This is a genomic window from Streptomyces sp. NPDC058221 (assembly GCF_042882365.1).
In the GTDB taxonomy this organism is placed as follows: domain Bacteria; phylum Actinomycetota; class Actinomycetes; order Streptomycetales; family Streptomycetaceae; genus Streptomyces.
The window spans coordinates 24,175-46,978 of the sequence record NZ_JBHVWF010000043.1 but is presented as its reverse complement, the minus strand read 5'-3'; the positions used below and the strand labels follow the sequence as shown (position 1 = coordinate 46,978).

Genomic DNA, 22,804 nt, shown 5'->3' with positions numbered 1-22,804 from the left:
CATGACGGAGGCGGGAATGCGATCCACGGTGTCGGACAGCTCCGGAAACCCCGGGAACGGGGAGCATCCGGAGGACGGGGAGGAAAGGTACGGGGTGCTCCCGGTGCGGGAGTGGTCCGTGCCGGAGCACGGGCCCGAGGCGGGTGCGGACGCGTCGGCAGACGCGGAACCGCCCGCCCGCGCGGACGCGGAGGCGTCGCCCGCGGATGCGGACGCGGCACTCCGTGCGGGCGTGTCGGCTCGTGCGGACGCGTGGGCCGGTGCGGAAACGTCGGCGCGCCGGGACACGTGGGCCGGTGCGGGTGTGCCGGCCCGCGCGGGCGCCCGGCCGGATCCGGGCGGGCCGGCGGGCCCGCGTCCGGCGGCCGGGGTGTACGACTGGTCGGCCCCGGGAACATCGGGCGCTTCGAGTGTGTCGGAGGGGTGGCCGAGAGCGGGTTCCGCTTCGGCTCCGGTTCCGGGTGCGCCTCATGACGGCGGCTCGGGGGCGCGGACCGGTCCGGACTCCGTGGTCGATCTGGTGCTCGACCTGATGCCGGGCGAGGGTGAACGCGGAGGCTCCGCCTTCGGCGCGACCTCGGCGTCCGTGTCGGTGCCTGGCGCGCCGGCGGAAGCGGCGCGGCCTGCTGCTGATGCCGCCTTCGCCGATACGCCCTCTGCCGATACGCCCTCTGTTGATTCGGCCGCCGCTGATTCGGCCGCCGTGACGGAGGACGCCCTGCCGGAGGGTGCTCGGCAGGAGAGCGTCGGTCCTGAGGGTGCCGGTCCGGGGGGCATGACGACCGGTGCGGTCCCGGGGCCGGGGACCCGTTCCGGGCGGCCCCCGTGGGACGCGCAGCCGGGCAGCCTGGATCTGCTGCCCGCTCCCTCGCCGGAGAAGCGCGCGGCGACATGCGCGCCCGATCCCGGCGCGAGGGACGGCGCCTCGTGTCCGGAGGACGCCACGATCGCTTCCGCTTCCGCTTCGGCTTCCGCTTCTTCCTCCGACCCCGCGCCCGACGCCGATCCGGCCGCGCGTGAAGTCGTACGCGACTCCGCACCCGAAGTCGTACGCGACTCGGCCCCCGACCCGGAGGAGGAACCGTTCCTCTTCGATCTGGGTGACGCACCGGGTCCCGGCCGGGGGCTGGTTCCCGGCCCCGGGGCCGCCCCGGTCCGCCGGGACACCGGCCCGTCCCTCTCACTGTCCTTCGGCGGCGCCGACACCGGCGAACTCCGCACCGAGGTGCGGGTGGACACCGGCCGGCGCCACTCGGTCATCGCCAATGAGCGCACCGCCTCCATCCCCGTACACCTGCTCTTCCGTGACGATCCCTCGGACGCCTCGGACGCCGCCGCCCTGCCCGCCACCGTCGTACGGAGGGACGCGGTGAGCGAGCAGACGGCCGGGTTCCGCCGGCCACCGGTGCCGCGGACGCCGCAGGTGCGGCCCTCGACCCGGCCCGCGCCGGTCGCCGATCCGCGGCTCCACGAACGGCCGGGACCCGCGCTGCCCGGCTGGGTCGCGCTGCTCACCGGCCTCGGCGGACTCGCCGCCGCGGGCGGGGCCCTGTGGTGGACCGGTGCGCTGCCGGGCAGGGTGCTGTCCCGGATCGGGCTCGGCCCGCGTCCGTACGACGGCATCGGGCTCGGCACCTGGGCGGCGCTCGCGCTGCTGGGGACCGTGGTGCTCTTCGCGCTCGGCGGTCTGACCCGCGGCAGGGTCGGGTACGCGTGGGTGCTCACCCTCTTCGGCCAGTACCGCGGCAGCGTGCGGCGCACCGGGCTGATGTGGGTGAGCCCGCTGCTGCTGCGCCGCCGGGTCGACGTACGGCTGCGGCACTGGCGCAGCGAACCGCTGCCCGCGGTGGATGCGAACGGCACCGCGTTGCGGGTCGTCGTCCTCGTGGTGTGGCGGGTCAAGGACACCGTGCGCGCGACGCTGGGGATCGCCGACCACGAGGAGTATCTGCGCGAGCAGGTCGAGGCGGCGATGGCGCGGGTCCTCTCGCAACTGCCCGCCGACGCCTTCCACGAGGACGCCCACACCCTGCGCAACGCGGAGGCCGTCGGCGACGCGCTGACCCGGATGCTGAAGGCGGACTGCGAGCCGGTCGGCATCGAGGTGTACTCGGCGCAGCCGACCGGAATCGAGTACGCGCCTGAGGTGGCCGCGGCCATGCAGCGGCGCCGGATCGCGGCCATCGACGCCAAGCACCGGGACAGCGTGCTGACTTCGGTGGTGGATGCCGTGGACGACACGGTCAACCGGCTGACCGCCCGGGGGCTCGTGGAGCTCGACGACTACGAACGGAAGTCTCTGGTCAAGGACTTGACCGTGGCCTTCTACACCGGACGCAGCGGTGGGGACAGCGCCTGAGGTGCCTCGGAGGCGCTGTCGCGGGCAATCGGAATCCCACTCTCATTGGTCTGGACATGTTCATGATCCGTCAATAATCTAGGCCTTGGTCTAGACCGCACGAAGCGCGCAGCAGTGCTCATGGAACCTCCCCCACGTATCCGAGGAGCTACAGCCATGCGTAAGAGAACGAGTGCGGCCCTGGTCGGCCTTGCGGTAGCGGGCGTCTCGATGTTCGCCACCAGCAGTGCCGGCAGCCACGGCTACACGGACAGCCCCATCAGCCGCCAGAAGCTCTGTGCCAACGGCACGGTGACCGGCTGCGGCAACATCCAGTGGGAGCCGCAGAGCGTCGAGGGCCCCAAGGGCTTCCCGGCGGCCGGTCCCGCCGACGGGGCGATCTGCTCCGGCGGCCACGGCGAGTTCGCGCAGCTCGACGACCCGCGGGGCGGCAACTGGCCCGCCACCAACGTCACCGCGGGCCAGGGCTTCAGCTTCCGCTGGCAGTTCACCGCCCGGCACGCCACCACGGACTTCCGCTACTACATCACCAAGGACGGCTGGGACCCCACCAAGCCGCTCAAGCGCTCCGACCTGGAGTCGCAGCCGTTCATGACGGTGCCGTACAACAACCAGCAGCCCCCCGCCACGCTCACCCAGCAGGGCACCATCCCCACCCAGAAGACCGGGAAGCACATCATCCTGAGCGTCTGGAACATCGCGGACACCGCCAACGCGTTCTACGCGTGCTCCGATGTTCAGTTCTGACGCGTAGTCAGTTACCGTGCGGCGCCATGAGGAGCGCAGGCACCGTCGCGGAGCTCGTACAGCGTCAATGGGGCGACCACCGGCCCGGGCTGAGGCACGAGAACATCGTCCTCAGCCACCACCAGGTCGCCTCCGGCGCTGCCGCACGGGCCGCGCTCCTGGCGGATCTGCTGCCGGCGGGCGGCGAACCGCATCTCGGGGTACTGCTCGACAACACCCCCGAATTTCCTCTGTGGCTGAGCGCGGCGGCCCTGGCCGGGGCCGCCGTCGCAGGCATCAACCCCACCCGGCGCGGCGCCGAACTGGACCGCGACATCATGCACACCGAATGCCGGGTGCTGATCACCGAACGCGCCCATCTGCCGCTGCTCGACGGCCTCGATCTGCCCGGCGTCCGGGTGCTGGTCACCGACACCGAGGGATACGCCGCGCTGCTCGCCCCCTACGCAGGTGCCGAGCCCGGCGACACGGTCCTCGCCCGCCCCGGGCCCGGCACCCGGATGCTGCTCTACTTCACCTCGGGCTCCACCGGCGCGCCCAAGGCCGCCGTCTGCACCCAGGGACGGCTCGCCGCGGCCGGTCAGTCGCTCGTCGGCCACTTCGGCATCGGCCGCGATGACGTCCACTACATCTGCATGCCGATGTTCCACGGCAACGCGGTGATCGCCGACTGGGCGCCCGCCCTGGCCGGCGGCGCGGCCGTCGCCCTGCGCCGCCGCTTCTCGGCATCCGGCTTCCTCGCCGACGTACGCGCGCACGGGGCCACCTACTTCACCTATGTCGGCCGTGCCGTGCAGTACCTGCTGGCCACCCCCGAGCGTCCCGACGACCGGGAGCACTCGTTGCGCATCGGCTTCGGCACCGAGGCCGGCGCGGTGGACGCGGCCCGCTTCCGGGAACGGTTCGGGGTGCGGCTGGTCGAGGGTTACGGCTCCTCGGAGGGCGGCGCCGCGATCCAGCGGACCCCGGACACCCCGCCCGGCGCGATCGGCCGGGCGGCGGACCGCGACGACCTCGCGGTCGTCGACCCCGAGACCGGCCGCGAGCGGGTCGCCGCGGTCTTCGGCGAGGGCGGAAAGCTGCTGAACGGAGCTGCCGCGATAGGGGAGTTGGTCAACCGCGGCCGCACCCCGTTCGAGGGTTACTGGCGCAACGAGGAGGCGGACGCCGCCCGGGTGCGCGGCGGCTGGTACTGGACCGGCGACCTCTTCTTCCGCGACCCCGACGGCTTTCTCTACTTCGCCGGCCGTACGGAGGACCGGCTGCGGGTCGACAGCGAGAACCTGGCCGCTGCGATGATCGAGAACATCCTCGCCCGCTGGGCGGACGCGGCGGCCGTGGCGGTCTACGCGGTGCCCGACCCGGTCGCGGGGGACCAGGTCATGGCGGCGCTGGCGCTGCGTGAAGGAGTCCGGTTCGATCCGGCGGCGTTCGCCGTCTTCCTCCGGGACCAGCCCGACCTGGGGACGAAGATGGCACCCCGGTTCGTGCGGATCGTGTCCGCGATGCCCGTGACGGCGACGAACAAGGTGCACCGGGTCGGGCTGCGCCTGGAGGGTTTCCACTCCGGTGCCGATGTGTGGTGGCGGGACCAGGAGGGTGCGTACGTGCCGTTCGGGGAGAAACAACTGACAGCCCTCACAGCTGAGTTCGAGGAGCACGGCCGGGCCGGTCTGCTGTCACCGGACGCCGGTGGGGCCTGAGAGGACCACCCGGCGCAGGTGCGTCGCCGCCAGCACCGCCCCCGTCAGCAGGAGCAGCGCCCCCGCCACCGATGCATAACTCATGCTGTGCACGAAGGCCTCCCGCCCCATCGCGATCAGCGAACCGTCGCCGGTGGACAGTGCGCCCGGCAGCGTCTTGCGGGCCACGTCCGGTGCCGAGTCCGGCATGTCGGCGGTGTAGACCGCGGTCGCCACCGCGCCGAGCAGCGCCATCCCCATCGCGCCGCCGAACTCCTGCCCGGTCTCCAGCAGCGAAGAAGCCGAACTCGCCTTCTCCGGCGGGCTGGTGGACAGGGCCAGGTCCGATACGAGCGCCATCACGGTCACGATGCCGCTGCTCATCACGGCCGAGCCGACGAGCAGCACCCACAGGGAGTCCGTACCGGACAGGGCGAGGACCCCGAATCCGGCCGCGGCGATGACGAATCCGGCGCAGATGACGTGGCTGCGTTCGGTCCGCTGGGCGATGGCCGTGGCGGCGGGGGCCGCCGCGCCGACCGCGAGTGACGGTGCAAGGCTCCACAGCGAGGCCTCCATCGTGCTCATTCCGAGCACCGACTGCAGGTACTGGGTGGTGAAGAACGCGGAGCCCATCATCGCGAACGAGGCCAGCGCGTTCAGCCCGATCCCGGCGGCGAAGCCGCGGCCGCGGAACAGCTCCCGGCTGATCATCGCGTCCGTACGGCTGCGCTGCCGGCGGACGAAGAACCAGCCGATGACGAGCCCGGCGACGATGATCAGTCCGTCGCGCAGGTCCATGCCGTGGGCGGCGGTCTCCTTGACCCCGTAGACGACCGGCAGCACCGAGCCCATCGACAGCGGCACGCTGAGGAAGTCGAAGCGCCCCGGCTCCGGGTCCTTGAACTCCGGCACCAGGACCGGCACCAGGACCAGCAGCAGCACCATCGCCGGCACGTTGATCAGGAAGACCGAACCCCACCAGAAGTGCTCCAGCATGACGCCGCTGAGCACCGAGCCGAGTGCGATCCCGCCGGCCATGGCGCCGGACCAGATGCCGATGGCCCGGCTGCGCTGCTGTTCGTCGCGGAACATGTTCCGCACCAGGCCCATCGTCGACGGCATCAGCGTCGCACCGCCGATCCCCAGCAGGGCGCGGGCCGCGATGAGCATCTCGGGGCTGGAGGCGTAGGCGGCGCCGACCGAGGCCGTGCTGAAGGCGAAGGCGCCGATCATCAGCAGCTTGCGGCGGCCGATCCGGTCGCCGAGCGAACCCATCGTGATCAGCAGGCCGGCCAGCGCGAAGGCGTACACATCGAAGATCCAGAGCTGCTGGGTGGCGCTGGGCGCGAGGTCCCGGTCGATGGACGGGATCGCGAAGAAGAGGACGGACACGTCCATCGAGACCAGGAGGAGGGGGAGCAGCAGGACCACGAAGGCGGTCCACTCCCTGCGGCCGGCGCGCTCGCCGGGAGCTGTGGCGGTGCTCGTAGGTGTTGTCATGCCAGGGAATATACGAGCGTCTAAAACGGTTGTCTAGTACGTGTGTGTAAAACACTTGTACAGCTCGGAAGGCAGCACAAAACACACGAGGCGGTCCCCGTTGAACGGAGACCGCCTCGTGCGTTGTCTGTGCGCCGCCAGGGACTCGAACCCCGGACCCGCTGATTAAGAGTCAGCTGCTCTAACCAACTGAGCTAGCGGCGCCTGCTGACTCGAAAATAATACCTGGTCCTCAGGGGTGCCTGTGACACGCGCCCCGTCCCCCCGGGGCTCGTCGGCCGGCCTCGGATCTGCCTCCCTTGTAGAGAAAGTCACTTTCTTTCGTAAGTGATCTTTCTTTTTGCGTAGAGCTTTGTAGGCTGGCCCCGTGACGAAACGACGACTCTCCCAGGTGGCCGAGTTCGCGGGTGTCAGCGAGGCGACGGTCAGCCGCGTCCTCAACGGCAGCCAGGACGTGGCGAGCACGACCCGCGACGCGGTGCTGAGCGCACTGGACGTGTGCGGCATCGAACGGCCGCTGCGCTACCGGGCCCCGCGCGCCGCGCTGATCGGCCTGGTCGTGCCCGACCTCCAGAACCCGATCTTCTCCGCCTTCGCCGAGGCCCTGTGCGGGCTGCTCAACAAGCGCGGACTGATACCCGTGCTGTGCACCCGGACGGCCGACGGGGTCTCCGAGGCGCACTACATCGAGATGCTGCTGGACCAGAACATCGGCGGCATCGTCTTCATCGGCGCCAGCTATGCCGACGCGGGCCCCGAGCACGGCCGGGCGCTGCGGGAGCGCAAGGTGCCGATGGTGCTGCTCAACGCCGCGGACGAGAATCTCGGTGTGGCCCAGGTCCGGGTGGACGACGCCCTGGCCGCCGAGCAGGCGCTGACCCATCTCGCCTCGCTGGGGCACGAGCGCATCGGGATGATCCTGGGGCCGGTGGGGCACGTCCCCTCGGCCCGGAAGCTGGCCGGTTACGCGGCCTTCTGCAGTCGTCGCGGGGATGCTCCGGACGCATGGCGCCGGCTGGTGGCGCATGCGCTGTTCACCATGGAGGGCGGGTCCACCGCACTGCCCAGACTGCTGGCCGAAGGGGTCACCGGCATCGTTTGCGCCAGTGACGCGCTGGCGCTCGGCGCGGTGCGGGGAGCCCGCCGGCAGGGACTCTCGGTGCCGAAGGACCTCTCGGTGGTGGGCTTCGACGACTCCCCGTTCATGGTGGCCACCGAGCCGCCGCTGACCACGTCCAGACAGCCCATCCAGGCCATGGCCACGGCCGCCGTCGCCGCGCTCGTCGCGCAGATCGACGGCCATGCCAGTGCAAACGAACTGATGATGTTCGATACCGAGCTGATCGTCCGGGGGTCCACGGCGGCCCGCCCCCACTGAGCACGTTCGCGTTACCTCGGAAGGTCAAGAACATTACTTTCTTGCGTTGATGCATTGACTTCTTGCGTAACCGGCTTCTACCTTCAGCGCAGCTTCAAGCGCTCGGGGTCCGACAGCCCCGCGGTTCACCCAGGAAGGCTCGATTCGCATGGATGGCTCGTCCGGCATCAGCAGGCGTCAGGTTCTCGGTTCGGCGACGGCCGTCGCCCTGTCCCTCGCTCTCACGGCCTGCGGTGGCTCCGCCTCCTCGTCCTCCGGCGTGGACAAGAACGGCGTGGTGACGATCAGCGTCAACGGAATGCCGGCCAAGACCCAGCCGGTCGACCGCAAGAACTTCATGGAGGACGTCAAGGCGTTCGAGAAGAGCCACCCGAAGATCAGGATCGACGCCCGCGAAGGCCAGATGGACCCGAAGACCTTCGCGGCGAAGCTCGCGGGCGGCCAGCTGGAGGACGTCTACTACGTCTACTTCACCGACCCCGCGGGGCTGATCCAGCGGCGCCAGGCCGCCGACATCAGCAAATACGTCGCCGACGTGCCGTTCGTCAAGGGCATCGACCCGGCGCTTCTCAAGGTCTTCAAGGACGCCGACGGCAAGACGTACGGGCTGCCCACCGGCAACTACTCGCTCGGGCTGCTCTACAACCGCGCCCTGTTCAAGAAGGCCGGCCTCGACCCCGACAAGCCGCCGGCCACCTGGGAGGAGGTCCGCACCGCAGCCAAGAAGATCAGCGCACTCGGCGACGGCACGGTCGGATACGCCGACTACAGCAAGAACAACCAGGGCGGCTGGCACCTCACCTCATGGATCTACTCCATGGGCGGAGAGGTCGCGACGCAGCAGAACGGCACGTGGAAGGCGGCGTTCGACAGCGAGGCCGGACGCAAGGCCCTCCGGGCGCTGCACGACATGCGCTGGACCGACAACAGCATGGGCACCCGCCAGCTGCTGGAGATAGCCGACGTCCAGAAGCTGATGGGCTCCGGCAAGCTCGGAATGTACATGGCCGGACCCGACAACATCCCCACCATCGTCAAGCAGTTCGAGCGGAGCTACGACGACTACGGACTCGCGGCGATGCCCGGTACGGCCACCCTCGGCGGCGGTGACGGGTTCATGTTCAACCCCAAGGCCTCCCCGGAGAAGATCAGGGCCGGTCTCACCTGGGTGCAGTGGAAGTACCTGCGCAGCCCCGAGCGGGAGGCCGTGGACAGCAAGCGGGCCAAGAAGGACGGTGTGCCGATCGGGCTGCCGCAGCCCCGGCTGTTCGCCGGTGACACCCAGGCCGAAATCGACCGGATCCACGCGAAGTACGCCAACACCCCGGTCAGGAACTACCAGCCCTTCGTCGACCGCAACGCCCAGGTGGCGACCAAGGTCGAGCCGCCCAACGCCCAGCAGCTCTACACCGTGCTCGACGGCGTCATGCAGTCCGTGCTGACGAAGAAGGACGCGGACATCGACGCTCTCCTGGCCGAAGCTGCGAAGAAGGCCGGCGCCGTCCTCGCCTCGGTGAAGTGACCATGACCGTGTCGCCGCTCTCCTCCGCCGTGGCGAAGAGCACCGGCGAGGAGCAGGGGGACCCGGCACCGGGGTCCCCGGCCCCGGCCGGTACCGCCGGACCTGCCGGGCCACGCAGCTCCCGGCTGGGGCGCAGGGTCCGCGAGAACCTCGTCGCGTACCTCTTCCTCGCCGCCGGTGTGCTCTGCTTCGCCCTGTTCTCCTGGTACCCGATCGTCCGCGGCGTCCTCCTCGGCTTCCAGCAGGTCACCTTCGCCCAGCCCGCCCAGTGGGTCGGCCTGGACAACTTCCAGCGGCTGTTCGACGACCCGCTGTTCCTCACCGCCTGGAAGAACACCGGCTGCTTCACCCTGCTCGCCCTGGTCTTCGGCTTCGCGGCCCCGTTCGCCACCGCCGTCGTCCTGAACGAGCTGCGGCACGGCCGCTCGTACCTGCGGATGACCGTCTACCTCCCGGTCATGCTCCCGCCGATCGTCACCATGCTCCTCTGGCGCTGGTTCTACGACCCGGGCCCCGGACTGTTCAACAACGTCCTGGAGGTATTCCACCTCCCCGCCCAGCAGTGGCTGGAGTCGGAGAACCTCGCGATGGTCTCCCTGGTCCTGGTCTCCACCTGGGCCAACATGGGCACCACCACCCTCATCTACCTGGCGGCGCTCGGCGGTATTCCGGGCGAGCTGTACGAGGCGGCGGAGCTGGACGGGGCGTCCGTCCGGCAGCGGCTGTGGCACGTCACCATCCCGCAGATGCGCTTCATCCTGATGATCACGCTGCTGCTCCAGGTCATCGGCACCATGCAGGTCTTCGTCGAACCCTTCGTGCTCACCGGCGGCGGCCCCGACGACGCCACCGTCACCGTGCTCCTGCTGCTCTACCGCTACGCCTTCGTCTACAACGACTTCGGCCTGGCGAGTGCCATGAGCACGCTGCTGTTCGTGGTGCTCGGACTCTTCGCGGGCGTCTATCTGCGCCTGACCCGGACCAAGAACTGAGAGGAACCGCCATGGCCGCCGAAACCCCCGTACGCACCCTGATCGCACCCGCCGAGATGAACCGCCGCACCGGCAGGTTCCTCTACCGCTTCGTGCTGGTCCTCACCCTGATCGGCTTCACCCTCACCTTCGTCTTCCCGCTGTACTGGATGGCGACCGGCGCGATGAAGTCGTCCGCGGAACTGGCCGACCCCCACCCCACACTGCTCCCGCAGAGCTGGCACCCGGAGAGCTACGCCGACGCCTGGACCAACGTGGGGCTCGGGCACTACTTCCTCAACACCCTCGTCCTCGCGCTCGGCGCCTGGCTCACCCAGCTGCTGGTCGACGTCTCCGCCGCCTACGCGCTGTCCAAACTGCGGCCGTTGCTGGGCAACGTCGTCCTCGGCATGATGCTGGCGACCCTGATGCTGCCGGTGTCCGCGCTGCTCGTACCGACGTACCTGACCGTCGTCGACGTGCCGCTCCTGCACGTCAACCTGATCAACACCCCGTTCGCGATCTGGCTCCCCGCCGCCGCCAACGCCTTCAACATCTTCATCCTGAAGCGGTTCTTCGACCAGATACCCGCCGAGCTCCTCGACTCCGCACGCATCGACGGCGCCGGCACGGTCAGGATTCTGGTCTCGGTCGTCCTGCCGCTGTCCCGGCCGGTGCTCGCCGTCGTCTCGATCTTCGCGGTCGTCGGCGTCTGGAAGGACTTCCTCTGGCCGATGCTCGTCCTCCCCGACGAGGCACGCCAGCCGATCACCGTGGCCCTGAACCGGCTCTCCGAGTTCATGCCGGCCAACCAGCTGCTGGCCGGCATGGCCATGGCCGCCGTCCCGCTGCTCGTCCTGTTCCTGATCTTCCAGCGCCACATCATCGCGGGCCTCACCGCGGGCAGCCTCAAGGGCTGACCCGGCTCCCCCTCGTGCCCCCTTCGGGCGCCACCCCGCTAGTCCCCCCACCCAGGAAGGACACACTGCTGTGTCTCCTGCACCAAGAAAGCGCTCCCACACCCGCTCCCACACCCGCCTCTCCACTCTGCGTACCGTGCTGCCCCTGCTCCTGTCGATGCTCGGAATCCTGCTGTACGGGGCGACGGTGACGGCTACGGCACAGGCGGCCGACGCCGTCCTCCAAGCCGAGGACGCCTTCGTATCCGGCGGCGCAGCGAAGGCCACCGCCGTCACCGGATACGAAGGTGGCGCCTACGTCTCCGGCTTCACCGGCACCGGAGCCCGCGCGGTCTTCTCCGTCACCGCACCCAAGGCGGCCACCTATCCGGTGACGGTCCGCTACCGCACCCCCGGGAACAGCGACGCCACCGTCACGCTCCTCGCCAACGGCACCACCGCCCACCGGCTCACCCTGCCCGGCACCGGCGCCGCCTGGGCCACCGCCGACACCGACGTGTCGCTGCGCGCCGCGCTCAACAGCCTCACGCTGCGCACCGCACCCGGTGACAACGGCGACTACCAGCTCGACAGCATCGGCGTCACCGGCTCCACCCCCGCCGCGACCCGTGGCGCCACCCTCCCGTACACCGCCTACGAGGCCGAGGACGGCGACACCGACGCCACCACCACGGGCCCCGACCGCACCTACCTCACCGTCCCGTCCGAGGCATCCGGCCGCAAGGCCGTCGTCCTCGACGAGACCGGCGACTACGTGCAGTTCACCCTGACGAAGCCCGCCAACGCGCTGACCCTGCGCTACTCCCTGCCGGACAACGCGGCCGGCACCGGCGTCAACGCCTCCCTCAGCGTGTACGCCGACGGCACCGAGCTGAAGAACCTCGACCTGACCTCCAAGTACAGCTGGGTCTACGGCGAATACCCCTACACCAACGACCCCTCGCAGGGCTCCGGCCACCACTTCTTCGACGAGACCCGCACCCTGCTGCCCGGGGAGCTGCCGGCCGGCACCGTGCTGAAGTTCCAGAAGGACGCGGACGACACCGCGGCCTCCTACACCCTGGACCTCGTCGAGGCCGAGACCGCTCCGGCCGCGCTCACCATGCCCGACGGATTCGTCTCCGCCACCACGCTCGGCGTGACCCCGGACGACACGACGGACGACACCTCCGCCCTCAACGCGGCGCTGACCACCGCCACTTCGCAGGGCAAGGGGCTCTGGCTGCCCTCCGGTACGTACGACATCTCCGGGCACATCGATCTCACCGGTGCCGATCTGCGCGGCGCCGGCCAGTGGTACACCGTGCTGCGCGGCAAGAACGGCAAGGGAGGCCTCTTCGGTCACGGCGGCACCAGCAACGTCCAGGACCTGATGATCGCCGGTGACGTCTCCTACCGGGACGACGCCAACTTCGACGCGGCGATCGAGGGCGACTTCGGCAACGGCTCGACCCTGCAGAACATCTGGATCGAGCACACCAAGGTCGGCCTCTGGATCGACGCCCCGACCACCGGCCTCCTCGCCACCGGGCTGCGCATCCGTGACACCTTCGCGGACGGCGTCAACCTCCACAAGGGCACCGCCGGCAGTGAGGTGGTGCAGTCCAGTATCCGCAACACCGGGGACGACGGACTCGCGATGTTCTCCGAGTCCCAGGCCGTCACGGACTGCGCGTTCCGCTTCAACACCGTGCAGCTCCCGCTGCTCGCCAACACGGTCGGCATCTACGGCGGCCACGCCAACCGGGTCGAGGACAACCTCCTCGCCGACACGGTCACCGGCGCATCCGGCATCGCGATCAGCAGCCGGTTCGCCCCCGTGCCGTTCAGCGGCACCACCTCGGTCCAGCGCAACACCCTGACGCGGACCGGTGGTTACGAACCCAACTGGCAGAGCGAGCTCGGCGCGCTCTGGATCTACGCCGACTCCTCCGACATCACCGCGCCGGTCGAGCTGAAGGACAACGACGTCCTGATGAGTACCTACAGCGGGCTGCTCATCAGCTGGCAGAAGAACGTCGCCGACCTGACCGTCGACGGCCTGAACGTCGACAAGGCCGGCACGTACGGCATCGAGATCAACTCCGCGGGGGCCGGGACCTTCTCCGGCGTCACCGTGAGCGGCGCCACCGACGGCGGGCTCTCGCTCGCGGGCGGCTTCGCGATCACCCGAGGCACCGGCAACACCGGCTGGTAGCCCCGTCCGGTGCGGGGGGCGGGCCGCCCCTGACGGTAGCCCGTTCCCCCGCGCCACCCTTTACCGAGCAAGGAGTCTCAGTGACCCACTGGTGGCGGCACGCCGCGATCTACCAGATCTACGTACGCAGCTTCGCGGACGGCAACGGGGACGGCACCGGTGACCTCGCCGGGGTCCGCAGCCGGCTGCCGTATCTGCGTGAACTCGGCGTGGACGCCCTGTGGTTCAACCCGTGGTACGCATCGCCGATGGCCGACGGCGGCTACGACGTGGCCGACTACCGCGCCATCGACCCGCTCTTCGGCACCCTCGCCGAGGCCGAGCAGCTGATCGCCGAGGCCCATGGGCACGGGCTGCGGGTCCTCGTCGACCTGGTCCCCAACCACTGCTCCGACCGGCACACCTGGTTCCGCGCCGCGCTCGCGGCGGGCCCCGGCTCGGCGGAGCGGGAACGCTTCTGGTTCGTGTCCGGCCGGGGCGAGGCCGGCGAACTCCCGCCCAACGACTGGACGTCGTACTTCGGCGGCAGCGCGTGGACGCGGGTCACCGAGGCGGACGGCAGCGCGGGGCCCTGGTACCTGCACATGTTCGCGCCCGAGCAGCCCGATCTGAACTGGGAACACCCCGAGGTGCGGGCCGAGTTCGAGGACATCCTGCGGTTCTGGCTGGACCGGGGGGTCGACGGCTTCCGGATCGACGTCGCGCACGGCCTGGCGAAGAAGCCGGGGCTGCCCAATGTCGGCCCCGCGCCCGACATCACCGACCTCCCGTACCAGGACTGCGACGCCGTCCACGACATCTACCGGTCCTGGCGCAAGATCCTCGACTCGTACGACGGGGAGCGGGTGTTCGTCGGGGAGGTCTGGCTGCCGTCCGCCGAGCAGACCGCCCGCTATCTGCGCCCGGACGAGCTGCACTCCGCCTTCAACTTCGACTTCCTGTGCTGCCCGTGGGACGCGGCGGCGCTTCGTGGGGTCGTCGACGACACGTTCGCCGGGCACGCGCCGGTGGGGGCGCCGCCGACGTGGGTGCTGTCCAACCACGACACGATCCGGCACGTCACGCGGTACGGGCGCGCGGACACGTCCTTCGACATGGGCGACAAGCGGCTGCTCGATCCGAGCGACCCGGTGCTCGGGCGGCGGCGGGCGCGGGCTGCGGCGCTGCTGACGCTGGCCCTGCCGGGCGGGGTGTACGTCTACCAGGGCGACGAGCTCGGCCTGCCGGAGGTCCAGGACCTGCCCGACGCGCTCATCCAGGACCCCACGTTCGTCCGCTCCGACGGTACGGACCGGGGCCGCGACGGCTGCCGTATCCCCCTGCCGTGGCAGGCGGATGCGCCCTCGCTGGGCTTCTCCCCGGCGGGTGCCGCGGCACCGTGGCTGCCGCAGCCGGGGGACTGGTCGCCGCTGAGCGTGTCGGCCCAGCGCGAGGACCCGGACTCCTTCCTCACCCTGTACCGCACCGCGCTGGCCCTCCGCCGGGAGCGCTTCACCGCGCTCCCGGAGGCCCTGGCCTGGGTGGACGCGGGCCCGGACACGGTCTGCTTCGACCGCGCGGATTCCTTCCGCTGCGTGGTGAACCTGGGCGCGGATCCGGTGCGGCTGCCGGTGGGTGCGCGGGTGCTCCTGTCCAGCGCGGCGCTGGACGACCCGTCGCTGCTGCCGCGCGACACGGCGGTGTGGCTGGAGCGGTAGGCGCCCTCAGGCGCGGGACGGGCTGGGGTGGTGTGTCCTCAAGCGCCGGACGGGCTGGGGTGTGTCTGTCCTCAAGCGCCGGACGGGCTGAAAAGATGTCCTCAATCGCCGGACGGGCTTGATTTTGCCCGGCTGAGCTCGATCTGCCCGCCGACGTAAAACCGGCGTAAAACCCCAGTCCACACTGGCCAACCCCGAGCCCACACTGGCCCAACCCAGCCCACTCCGGCCAAACCCAGCCCGTCCGGCGATTGAGGACGGACGGTGCTCCGGGCGGGCCCGCACCTCCGGAATCCCAGCCCGTCCGGCGATTGAGGACAAAGGCCGTCCGGGGGCGCCCCGGCGCTACAGGGCCAGGGACAACAGCACCGGCGCCGCCCGCCGGTTCAACGTATCCGCCGCCTCGCGCAAGCGATGCGCATCCTCGACCGGCAGCGAAAGCGCCAGGCACCCCGCCGACGCCCCCGCGGTCAAGGGGACCGCCGCGCACACCGTGCCGACCGCGTACTCCTGGAGATCGAGCACCGGAACCGTCGCCGGCTGGCTGTCCAGCTTGGAGAAGAGGACCTTCTCGCTCGTGATCGTCCGCGACGTCAGCCGCGCGGTCTTGTGCCGCGAGATATGGTCGCGCCGCCCGTTCTGATCCAGCTGGGTCAGCAGGCACTTGCCGATCGCCGAGGCATGCGCCGCGGACCGGAAGTCCACCCACTCGTTGACCGCCGGCGTACCCGGCCCGTCGGCGTACTGGGTCACCCGGATCTCGCCGTCCACGTACCGGCTGATGTAGATCGCCGCACCGACCGAGTCCCGCAGCTGCACCAGCGCCTGCTGGAGCCGGGCCTCCACGGCCTGTCTGCGCGCAGCGCCGGAGCCGAGCAGCAACAGCGAGGCGCCGATGACATACGCGCCGTCGGCGATCTGCTCGACGTACCCCTCGCGGCGCAGCATCAGCAGGAGGGAGGCGAGATGCCCCACGGGCAGCCCCGTCTCCCGGGCGATCTGGGTGTCCGTCACCCCGTTGCCGTGCTTGGAGACCGCTTCGAGTACACGAAGGGCGTACTGCACCGAGTGGAACGGCGCGGTCGGTTCGGGCTTCAACGCCACGGTTTCCCCCTACCAGGTTGTGACCGCAAGCTCTGCCCTCACGATAGCCGCCAAAGAACCGCTGAGGGGCGGGTGTTGACGACTCGGCGGTGCGCCCCGGCGCTACAGGCTGGGGCGCACCCGTCCGGCATATGCCAACGTCACGGTCGCGCGTCGGACTCCGAGGTCACAGCACCGCGTTGAGGAATTCGCGAGTGCGTTCGTTTTCTGGATCCGTGAAGATTTTTTCCGGCGAACCCGACTCCACGACCCGTCCTGCGTCGAACATCAGTACCTTCTCCGAGACGTCCCGGGCGAAGTTCATCTCGTGGGTCACACAGAGCATGGTGATGTCGGTGTTGCGGGCGATGTCGCTCAGCAGCTCCAGTACGCCCGCCACCAGCTCCGGGTCGAGTGCCGACGTCACCTCGTCCAGGAGCAGGATCTCCGGCTCCATCGCCAGCGCCCGCGCGATGGCCACCCGCTGCTGCTGGCCGCCGGAGAGCTGGGAGGGGTGGGCGTCGATCTTCGCGGAGAGGCCGACCAGGTCGAGGAGCTCCTTGGCCCGGGTCTCCGCCTTGTCGCGGTCCATCCCCAGGACGTTGACCGGCGCCTCGGTGATGTTCTGGAGCACCTTCATGTTGGGGAAGAGGTTGAACTGCTGGAAGACCATCCCGATCTTCTTCCGCGCTTCGCGCAGATGCTTCTCGGACGCCGGCTTCAGCGAGCCGTCCGGCGCCTGCATGTGCGTCAGCGGGTCACCGTTGATCCGGATCACGCCGTCGCTGACCTTTTCCAGCGTCATCAGCAGCCGCAGGATGGTGGTCTTGCCGGAGCCGCTGGGCCCGATCAGGGTGACGTGCTCGCCGCGATCGACCGTGAAGTCCAGCTGGTCGAGGACGACATGGTCGCCGTACTGCTTGACGACCTTGTCGAAGCGGACCAGCGGATGCCCGGTGTCCTTGGAGGTGGAGACCGGCACGACGTCCTCGGGCGCCGTGGCCGCGGTCTTCTGCACGGGGAGAGGTTCAGTGGCCAAGGCGCTTCTCCAGCTTTCTCATCAACAGTGAGGTCGGGTAGCTCGCGACCAGGAAGATCAGGCCGGCGAGCGTGAACACCTCGGTGTACACGAAGTGCTCGGCCCCGTACTCACGGGCTTTGAAGACCATTTCCTCCACCGTGATCACGGCGAGGAACGGAGTCTCCTTGAACATCAGGATCGCGTAGTTGCCCAGCGCGGGCAGTACGTTGCGCACGGCCTGCGGCAGGATCACGGCCTGCCAGGTCCGCCGGGGCGACATGGACAGCGCCCGGCAGGCCTCCCACTGGCCCTTCGGCACACTGTCGATCCCGGCGCGGTACACCTCGGAGGTGTACGTGGCGTAGTGGATGCCCAGCACCACGATGCCGACGTACAGCGGTTCCACCGAGCTGAACACGGCGGCGGCGCCGACGAGCTGGATCAGCAGCGGAGTGGAGCGGATGAACTCCATCACCACCTTCACCGGCACGGTCACGAACCGGCTCGGGGCCCGTCCGGCGATCGCGATCACCAGTCCGAGCACCGCGGCGACCGCGATGCCCAGCACGGTGGCCAGCAAGGTGATCTTGAAGCCCTGCAGGAGCAGGGGCAGGGCCTCGCCGACGGCGTCCCACTTGAATCCCTCGTTCACCGGGCACCTCCAGCGGCGGCGGTCACGGCGCTGCGGGACTTCAGCAGGCTGCCCCCGCCGGTCTCCAGGCCGAGCCGCCGTTTGGCGGACCGCTCCAGCAGGTTCATCAGCAGGGTCAGCGCGTACGCGATCACGAAGTAGCAGACCAGCAGGGTCAGATACGCGACGAGGGTCTCACCCGTGCGGCTGCGCAGCTTCTCGACCGCGGTCATCAGATCGGCCGCCGAGATGAGCCACAGCAGCGGCGTGCACTTCAGCAGCTGGATCAGCAGGTTGGTGAGCGAGGGGAGCATCTGCACCCACGCCTGCGGCATGATCACCTTGCGCATCCGGTGCAGCGGCGTCATGTTGAGCGCGACCGCGGCCTCGTACTGGGCACGCGGCACGGAGTTGATCGCCCCGCGCACCACCTCGGCGCCGTACGCCCCGTAGTTGAGGCCGAAGGCGATGACGCCGCAGAGCAGCGGTGACAGCTCGTACCCCGTCAGCGGCGGCATCGCGTAGTAGAACCAGAACAGCTGGACGTACAGCGAGGTGCCGCGGAAGAACTCCACGACGACGCGCGAGACGCCGCGCGCCAGCAGCTTCCGGCTGATCGACATCAGGCCGAGCACGAACGCCAGCACCAGGGCCACCAGCGCGCCCAGGATCGTGGCCTCCAGCGTTACCCACAGGCCCGAGCGCAACTGTGGGAGATCGTCCATGAAGGCGGAGAAGAAATCACTCATGCGGTGGGTTCCGTCCCTGTCAGCCCTTGCACAGATCGGCCGTCTTCAGGTTGGCCGGCGGAAGCTCACTGGCTCCGAAGCCGTAGTCCTGGAGCAGGCTCACATAGCGCGACTTGTCGGCGACGATCTTCTTCAGCTCACGGTTGAACGCGTCCCGCAGATCCTCGTTGCCCTTGCGGAAGACGGCGCCGCCGGGGCTGTACTGCTTCTTGCCCTTGAGCTCCGGCAGGAAGGCCTCGGTCACTTCGGTGCCCGAGTTGGTCTTGGCGAGCCAGCGCAGCGAGATGCCGGTCAGCAGGAACGCGTCGACCCGGCCGCCCTTGACCGCGTCCGCGCCGTCCTGCGGCTTCTGCAGCGTCTTGATCTTGTCCTTGGAGATGCCGGCACCCTCGGCGTACGAGCCCTCGACCGCACCCGCCATCACACCGATGGTGATCCCGGCCGCCTTCGCGGACGCCAGGTCGGTGATCTTCTTCGGGTTGCCCTTCTTCACCATCATCGCGGTCGGCGAGATGAACTCGGGCTCCGAGAAGAGTGCGTTGGCGCAGCGCTCGGGGGTGATCGCCATACCGGCGCTGACCACGTCGTACTTCTTGGCCTGAAGGCCCGGGATCAGCCCGTCCCACTCGGAGAGGGTGGGCCGCAGCTCCTTGACCCCGAGGGCCTTGAAGATCTCGCTGTGCAGCGCCGGCGCCTCGCCCTTGAGCTGCTTGCCCTCCATGTAGCCGTACGGGGCCTCATCCGCGTACGCGACCCGGACGAAGCCCTGCTTGCGGAGCTTGTCGAGGGCTCCCTCGCCGTCCGCGGAGTCGGCGCCGGTCTTGCTGCACGCGGTGAGCAGGCCGGGCACGACGAGCAGACCGCCCACGGCTGCCGATCGGTTGAGAAAGCCCCGGCGGGACAGATTCGGGAAGTCAGCCATGGTTCGCAGTCTCCTGAAGGGGTCGAACAGTCCGGACAGGGTGAACGCCTTCCCTGTCCCGTACGTCTATGCAGGAGTAAGTCGCATGTAATCGAACGGTGGCCGGAGGGTGACCTTCCCGTGTCCGAAGTTGGGCGGAGTGCGACGGTCCGGGTGCGGGGTGTATTTCCCTGCGGTGCGCGATGGGTGACGGGGTGTTATCGGTAGATGTCCGTAATGGGGTGGTGAAGTCGGTATCGATCGGGCCCCGTTGAGGTCACTCGTCCGGATCCGCTCCTGGGACGTGGCCGAGCCGCTTGTCCACCACGTTCGGCAACGGCTGCCCGGCCGCCCACCGTTCGTACATCGCGACGAACTGCTCGCCCAGCCGGTCGCGCCAGCCCGCCGTGTCACCGCTCATGTGCGGCGACACGATCAGACCGGGCACGTCCCAGAGCGGGCTCTGCGGACCGAGCGGCTCCCGCTCGAAGACATCGAGCGCCGCACCCGCGATCCACCGCTTGCGCAGCGCGTCCACGAGGTCGTCCTCGACGACCATCGGGCCGCGCCCGACATTGATGAACCGGGCCGAGGGCAGCATCAGCCCGAAGAACCGGGAGTCGAACATCCCGTACGTGCGCGGGGTCAGCGGCGCCGCGCAGATCACCCAGTCGGCCCGTGCCGCCAGCCGGTCCAGATCGGCTGTTCCATGGATGGTGCGCCGGGCCGTGCGCCCCACCAGCGCCACCTCGACGCCCAGTGTCATCAGCACCCGGGTGATGGCCCGCCCGATCGGTCCGGCTCCGACCACCACGGCGCGCGATCCCGCGACCGGGACGCTCTCGCGGTGCTGCCACCGGCGTCGGCGCTGGAGCTCCAGCGTGCCGGGAAGATCCTTCGCGAACGCCAGCACCAGCCCCGCCACGTACTCGGCGATCGGCTGCTCGAAGACGCCCCGGGCGTTGGTGACCACCGTGTCGCAGTCCACCAGCTCCGGGCAGAGCAGCCGGTCCACGCCCGCGCTCGCCGTATGCACCCAGGCAGGGCGGGGTCCGTCACCGGGCCACGCCTCCCGCACCGCGTCGGAGGTGAAGTCCCAGACGAGCAGGACATCGGCCGACGGGAGCTGCGCGGCCAGGCCGGCCCCGTCGACGTGCCGGACCCGGACCCGTCCGGTCAGCCGGCCGAGCCGGGGCGGCGGATCTGCGTCCAGGACGAGCAGGACGGGCTCCGGCATGGGGGGCGGTTCCTCCCGCGTCGGCCGAGGTGGGCTGAGGCCCCACGCTGGCAGCCGCCCCCGTGCCCGTCAACAGGTCGGAGCGATGACCGGGGCGGATGGGGGAATACTGGACAGAGATGGCAGAGTTCCGGGGCTCCGGAACACAGCCGCACAGCAGTCGGCACACAGGAAGGGTGGATATGACGACCGTCGGATTCCTCTACCCGGGCCATTTCGCGGAGGACGACTACCCGCGGATGGAGATCCTGCTCGACAGCACCATCAGACTCGTCGTGAACCACACCGAGTGCCCCGACGACGCCTACAGCGAGGACGCCCTGCGGGAGCTGGGCGCCCCCGGCCGGCTGGCGACCGGTGCCGAGGAGCTGCAGCGGTCCGGGGTCGAGTCCGTCGTCTGGGCCTGTGACGGCGGCAGTTTCCTGTACGGCCCGCAGGGCGCACACGACCAGGCTGCGGCCGTGGCCCGCGCGGTGGGCGTGCCGGTCTCCAGTACCTCCGTCGGTTTCGTCCACGCGGTACGGAAGCTGGGCGCCGCCCGGGTGGCCGTCGCCGCGACCTACCCCGAGGAGATCGCCGCCGGCTTCACCGCGTTCCTGGAGGCCGAGGGCATCGAGGTGCTCGCCACCCGTGCGGCCGGGGTCGCCACGGCCGCCGAGGCCGCCGCGTGGGGACCGGACCAGGTCGCGGAGCTGGCTACGGCGGCCGACCACCCGGACGCGGACGTGGTCCTGCTGCCGGACACGGCCCTGCACACGGTCGGCCACCTCGCGGAGCTGGAGGAGCTGCTCGGCAAACCGGTCCTCACCGCGAACCAGGTGAGCGTCCGGGAGGCCCTGCGCCTGGCGGACCGCCCCGCCTGGGCGCCCCGGCTCGGCGAGCTCTTCGCCGCCCGCGAATCGCCGCCCGCTCCCGCCACCCCGTCCTCGGGCCGGAGTATCTGGGGCAGCGGACGCAATTACGCCCACGGCGGCAACCGGCACGGCGGGGGAGCCACCCGGGAATAACCGGAGCCCACCTCCTGTTCGTTGTCTCCGGACGCACGAGCGACATACGAGCACCACCGGAGAGGTCAGGACGTGGACGAGATTCGAGGCGACGAGATCCGTGGCAAGGCGGAGGGGACGGCACCCGTTCCGCTCTCCGTGCTCGATCTGGTGACCGTGGGACAGGGCAGTACCGCGAGCCAGGCGCTGCGCACCGGGGTCGAGATCGCGCAGCTCGCCGAGCGGCGCGGCTTCCACCGCTACTGGGTCGCCGAGCACCACTCCATGCCCGGTGTCGCCTCCTCCTCGCCGGCTGTGATCCTGGCCCACACCGCTGCTCATACCGAACGCATCCGGCTCGGCTCCGGCGGCGTCATGCTGCCCAACCACGCCCCCCTCGTCATCGCCGAACAGTTCGGCACCCTGGAGGCCATGGCCCCCGGCCGGGTCGACCTCGGCCTCGGCCGCGCCCCCGGCACCGACGGCGCGACGGCCGCCGCCCTGCGGCGGACCGAGCGGCTCAACGAGGGCGCCGACGATTTCCCCCAGCAGCTGGCCGAGCTGACCCGCTTCCTGGACGACGACTTCCCCGACGGTCACCCCTACGCCCGCATCCACGCGGTCCCGGGCCCCGTCCAGGCCACCTCCGAGGGCGGCGTCCAGTCCCCGGCCCGGCCGCCCCTGTGGCTGCTCGGCTCCTCCGGCTTCAGCGCCCGGCTGGCCGGCGTGCTCGGCCTGCCCTTCGCCTTCGCCCACCACTTCTCGGCCCAGAACACCGTTCCGGCCCTGGAGCTGTACCGGGAGTCCTTCAAGCCGTCCGCGGTCCTGGATGCCCCGTACGCCCTGATCGGCGTCGCGGCCCTGGCCGCCGACGACGAGCGCGAGGCCCGCCGCCAGGTGCTGACCGGCGCCCTGTCGATGCTCCGTCTGCGCTCCGGCCGCCCCGGCCTGGTCCCGACGCCCGAGGAGGCGGAGGCGTACGCCTTCACCCCGATGGAGCGCGAGTTCGTCGACAGCTGGCTCGTCAACATCGTCCACGGCACCCCGGACGAGGTCCGCACCGGCCTCGACGACCTGGCCAAGCGCACCGGCGCCGACGAACTGATGATCACCGCCAACGCCCACGGCGGCGAGGCCCGGTTGCGCAGCTACGGCCTCATCGCGGACGCGTACGGCCTGCCGGGGGCCTGACCCGGACGCCGGGCCGGCCGTCCGGGGCG

At 70.2% G+C, this 22,804-nt stretch carries 18 protein-coding genes and 1 tRNA gene; 11 read left to right on the top strand and 8 right to left on the bottom strand.

Features of this window, described 5'->3' with window-relative positions; all coding sequences use genetic code 11:
* The first annotated feature begins 16 nt into the window (after positions 1 to 16).
* The 3 genes from ACFVW8_RS16485 to ACFVW8_RS16475 all read left to right on the top strand — a co-directional run bounded on the left by ACFVW8_RS16485 (position 17) and on the right by ACFVW8_RS16475 (position 4,809).
* Positions 17 to 2,359: an SPFH domain-containing protein gene (locus ACFVW8_RS16485; RefSeq protein WP_389690419.1), complete on the top strand. Its 2,343-nt coding sequence runs from the start codon at positions 17 to 19 to the stop codon at positions 2,357 to 2,359.
* 156 nt (positions 2,360 to 2,515) lie between these two features.
* Entirely contained in the window at positions 2,516 to 3,106 is a 591-nt protein-coding gene (locus tag ACFVW8_RS16480) for a lytic polysaccharide monooxygenase (protein ID WP_389690417.1), read from the top strand.
* Between the two features lie 26 nt (positions 3,107 to 3,132).
* On the top strand, positions 3,133 to 4,809 hold the full coding sequence (locus ACFVW8_RS16475) for an AMP-binding protein (RefSeq protein WP_389690415.1): 1,677 nt from the start codon (positions 3,133 to 3,135) through the stop codon (positions 4,807 to 4,809).
* On the opposite strand, the gene ACFVW8_RS16470 is transcribed toward ACFVW8_RS16475, so the two are convergent.
* The gene (locus tag ACFVW8_RS16470) at positions 4,786 to 6,291 is read right to left on the bottom strand and encodes an MFS transporter (RefSeq protein WP_389690413.1); all 1,506 of its coding nucleotides are present in this window, start codon (positions 6,289 to 6,291) and stop codon (positions 4,786 to 4,788) included. The genes ACFVW8_RS16475 and ACFVW8_RS16470 overlap by 24 nt on opposite strands.
* Positions 6,292 to 6,421: 130 nt before the next feature.
* Positions 6,422 to 6,495, bottom strand: a tRNA-Lys gene (locus tag ACFVW8_RS16465).
* 163 nt (positions 6,496 to 6,658) lie between these two features.
* On the opposite strand from ACFVW8_RS16465, the gene ACFVW8_RS16460 reads away from it, so the two are divergent.
* From ACFVW8_RS16460 to ACFVW8_RS16435, 6 genes are all read left to right on the top strand, one after another.
* The gene (locus tag ACFVW8_RS16460) at positions 6,659 to 7,669 is read left to right on the top strand and encodes a LacI family DNA-binding transcriptional regulator (protein ID WP_389690411.1); all 1,011 of its coding nucleotides are present in this window, start codon (positions 6,659 to 6,661) and stop codon (positions 7,667 to 7,669) included.
* A 148-nt stretch (positions 7,670 to 7,817) separates the two neighbouring features.
* Positions 7,818 to 9,191: an ABC transporter substrate-binding protein gene (locus tag ACFVW8_RS16455; protein WP_389690409.1), complete on the top strand. Its 1,374-nt coding sequence runs from the start codon at positions 7,818 to 7,820 to the stop codon at positions 9,189 to 9,191.
* Complete coding sequence (locus ACFVW8_RS16450) at positions 9,188 to 10,183, top strand: carbohydrate ABC transporter permease (RefSeq protein WP_389690407.1); 996 nt, start codon at positions 9,188 to 9,190, stop codon at positions 10,181 to 10,183. The genes ACFVW8_RS16455 and ACFVW8_RS16450 overlap by 4 nt, the downstream gene beginning before the upstream one ends.
* Before the next feature lie 11 nt (positions 10,184 to 10,194).
* The gene (locus ACFVW8_RS16445; RefSeq protein WP_389690405.1) at positions 10,195 to 11,082 is read left to right on the top strand and encodes a carbohydrate ABC transporter permease; all 888 of its coding nucleotides are present in this window, start codon (positions 10,195 to 10,197) and stop codon (positions 11,080 to 11,082) included.
* Between the two features lie 70 nt (positions 11,083 to 11,152).
* The gene (locus tag ACFVW8_RS16440) at positions 11,153 to 13,279 is read left to right on the top strand and encodes a glycosyl hydrolase family 28-related protein (RefSeq protein WP_389690403.1); all 2,127 of its coding nucleotides are present in this window, start codon (positions 11,153 to 11,155) and stop codon (positions 13,277 to 13,279) included.
* Between the two features lie 80 nt (positions 13,280 to 13,359).
* Complete coding sequence (locus ACFVW8_RS16435; RefSeq protein ID WP_389690401.1) at positions 13,360 to 14,976, top strand: glycoside hydrolase family 13 protein; 1,617 nt, start codon at positions 13,360 to 13,362, stop codon at positions 14,974 to 14,976.
* A gap of 345 nt (positions 14,977 to 15,321) precedes the next feature.
* Here ACFVW8_RS16435 and ACFVW8_RS16430 read toward each other — a convergent pair whose 3' ends face one another.
* From ACFVW8_RS16430 to ACFVW8_RS16405, 6 genes are all read right to left on the bottom strand, one after another.
* Positions 15,322 to 16,080 carry an IclR family transcriptional regulator gene (locus ACFVW8_RS16430; protein ID WP_389690399.1) on the bottom strand — a complete coding sequence of 253 codons (759 nt, stop codon included), beginning with the start codon at positions 16,078 to 16,080 and terminating at the stop codon, positions 15,322 to 15,324.
* Positions 16,081 to 16,246: 166 nt separating this feature from the next.
* Positions 16,247 to 17,098: an ectoine/hydroxyectoine ABC transporter ATP-binding protein EhuA gene (ehuA, locus tag ACFVW8_RS16425; protein WP_389690397.1), complete on the bottom strand. Its 852-nt coding sequence runs from the start codon at positions 17,096 to 17,098 to the stop codon at positions 16,247 to 16,249.
* Positions 17,088 to 17,732, bottom strand: a complete 645-nt coding sequence (gene ehuD / locus ACFVW8_RS16420) for an ectoine/hydroxyectoine ABC transporter permease subunit EhuD (protein ID WP_389690395.1) — start codon at positions 17,730 to 17,732, stop codon at positions 17,088 to 17,090. The genes ehuA and ehuD overlap by 11 nt, the downstream gene beginning before the upstream one ends.
* Positions 17,729 to 18,460 (bottom strand): ectoine/hydroxyectoine ABC transporter permease subunit EhuC, encoded by a 732-nt coding sequence (gene ehuC, locus ACFVW8_RS16415; RefSeq protein WP_389690393.1) that lies wholly within the window; start codon positions 18,458 to 18,460, stop codon positions 17,729 to 17,731. Before ehuC ends, ehuD begins: the two co-directional genes overlap by 4 nt.
* Positions 18,461 to 18,479: 19 nt before the next feature.
* Positions 18,480 to 19,382, bottom strand: coding sequence for an ectoine/hydroxyectoine ABC transporter substrate-binding protein EhuB (gene ehuB, locus ACFVW8_RS16410; protein ID WP_389690391.1), 903 nt, complete (start codon positions 19,380 to 19,382; stop codon positions 18,480 to 18,482).
* A gap of 256 nt (positions 19,383 to 19,638) precedes the next feature.
* Complete coding sequence (locus tag ACFVW8_RS16405; protein WP_389690389.1) at positions 19,639 to 20,598, bottom strand: D-2-hydroxyacid dehydrogenase; 960 nt, start codon at positions 20,596 to 20,598, stop codon at positions 19,639 to 19,641.
* A gap of 182 nt (positions 20,599 to 20,780) precedes the next feature.
* On the opposite strand from ACFVW8_RS16405, the gene ACFVW8_RS16400 reads away from it, so the two are divergent.
* Both ACFVW8_RS16400 and ACFVW8_RS16395 read left to right on the top strand, forming a co-directional pair.
* Entirely contained in the window at positions 20,781 to 21,605 is an 825-nt protein-coding gene (locus ACFVW8_RS16400) for a decarboxylase (protein ID WP_389690387.1), read from the top strand.
* Positions 21,606 to 21,677: 72 nt separating this feature from the next.
* Entirely contained in the window at positions 21,678 to 22,775 is a 1,098-nt protein-coding gene (locus tag ACFVW8_RS16395) for an LLM class flavin-dependent oxidoreductase (protein ID WP_389690385.1), read from the top strand.
* The last annotated feature ends 29 nt before the right edge of the window (positions 22,776 to 22,804 follow it).

Coding starts and splice junctions, on each gene's coding strand:
- ACFVW8_RS16445 (WP_389690405.1), top strand. CDS start 10,195: ATGGCCGCCGAAACCCCCGTACGCACCCTGATCGCACCCGCCGAGATG.
- ACFVW8_RS16475 (WP_389690415.1), top strand. CDS start 3,133: ATGAGGAGCGCAGGCACCGTCGCGGAGCTCGTACAGCGTCAATGGGGC.
- ACFVW8_RS16470 (WP_389690413.1), bottom strand. CDS start 6,291: ATGACAACACCTACGAGCACCGCCACAGCTCCCGGCGAGCGCGCCGGC.
- ehuC (WP_389690393.1), bottom strand. CDS start 18,460: ATGAGTGATTTCTTCTCCGCCTTCATGGACGATCTCCCACAGTTGCGC.
- ACFVW8_RS16480 (WP_389690417.1), top strand. CDS start 2,516: ATGCGTAAGAGAACGAGTGCGGCCCTGGTCGGCCTTGCGGTAGCGGGC.
- ehuB (WP_389690391.1), bottom strand. CDS start 19,382: ATGGCTGACTTCCCGAATCTGTCCCGCCGGGGCTTTCTCAACCGATCG.
- ACFVW8_RS16485 (WP_389690419.1), top strand. CDS start 17: ATGCGATCCACGGTGTCGGACAGCTCCGGAAACCCCGGGAACGGGGAG.
- ACFVW8_RS16400 (WP_389690387.1), top strand. CDS start 20,781: ATGACGACCGTCGGATTCCTCTACCCGGGCCATTTCGCGGAGGACGAC.
- ACFVW8_RS16455 (WP_389690409.1), top strand. CDS start 7,818: ATGGATGGCTCGTCCGGCATCAGCAGGCGTCAGGTTCTCGGTTCGGCG.
- ACFVW8_RS16405 (WP_389690389.1), bottom strand. CDS start 20,598: ATGCCGGAGCCCGTCCTGCTCGTCCTGGACGCAGATCCGCCGCCCCGG.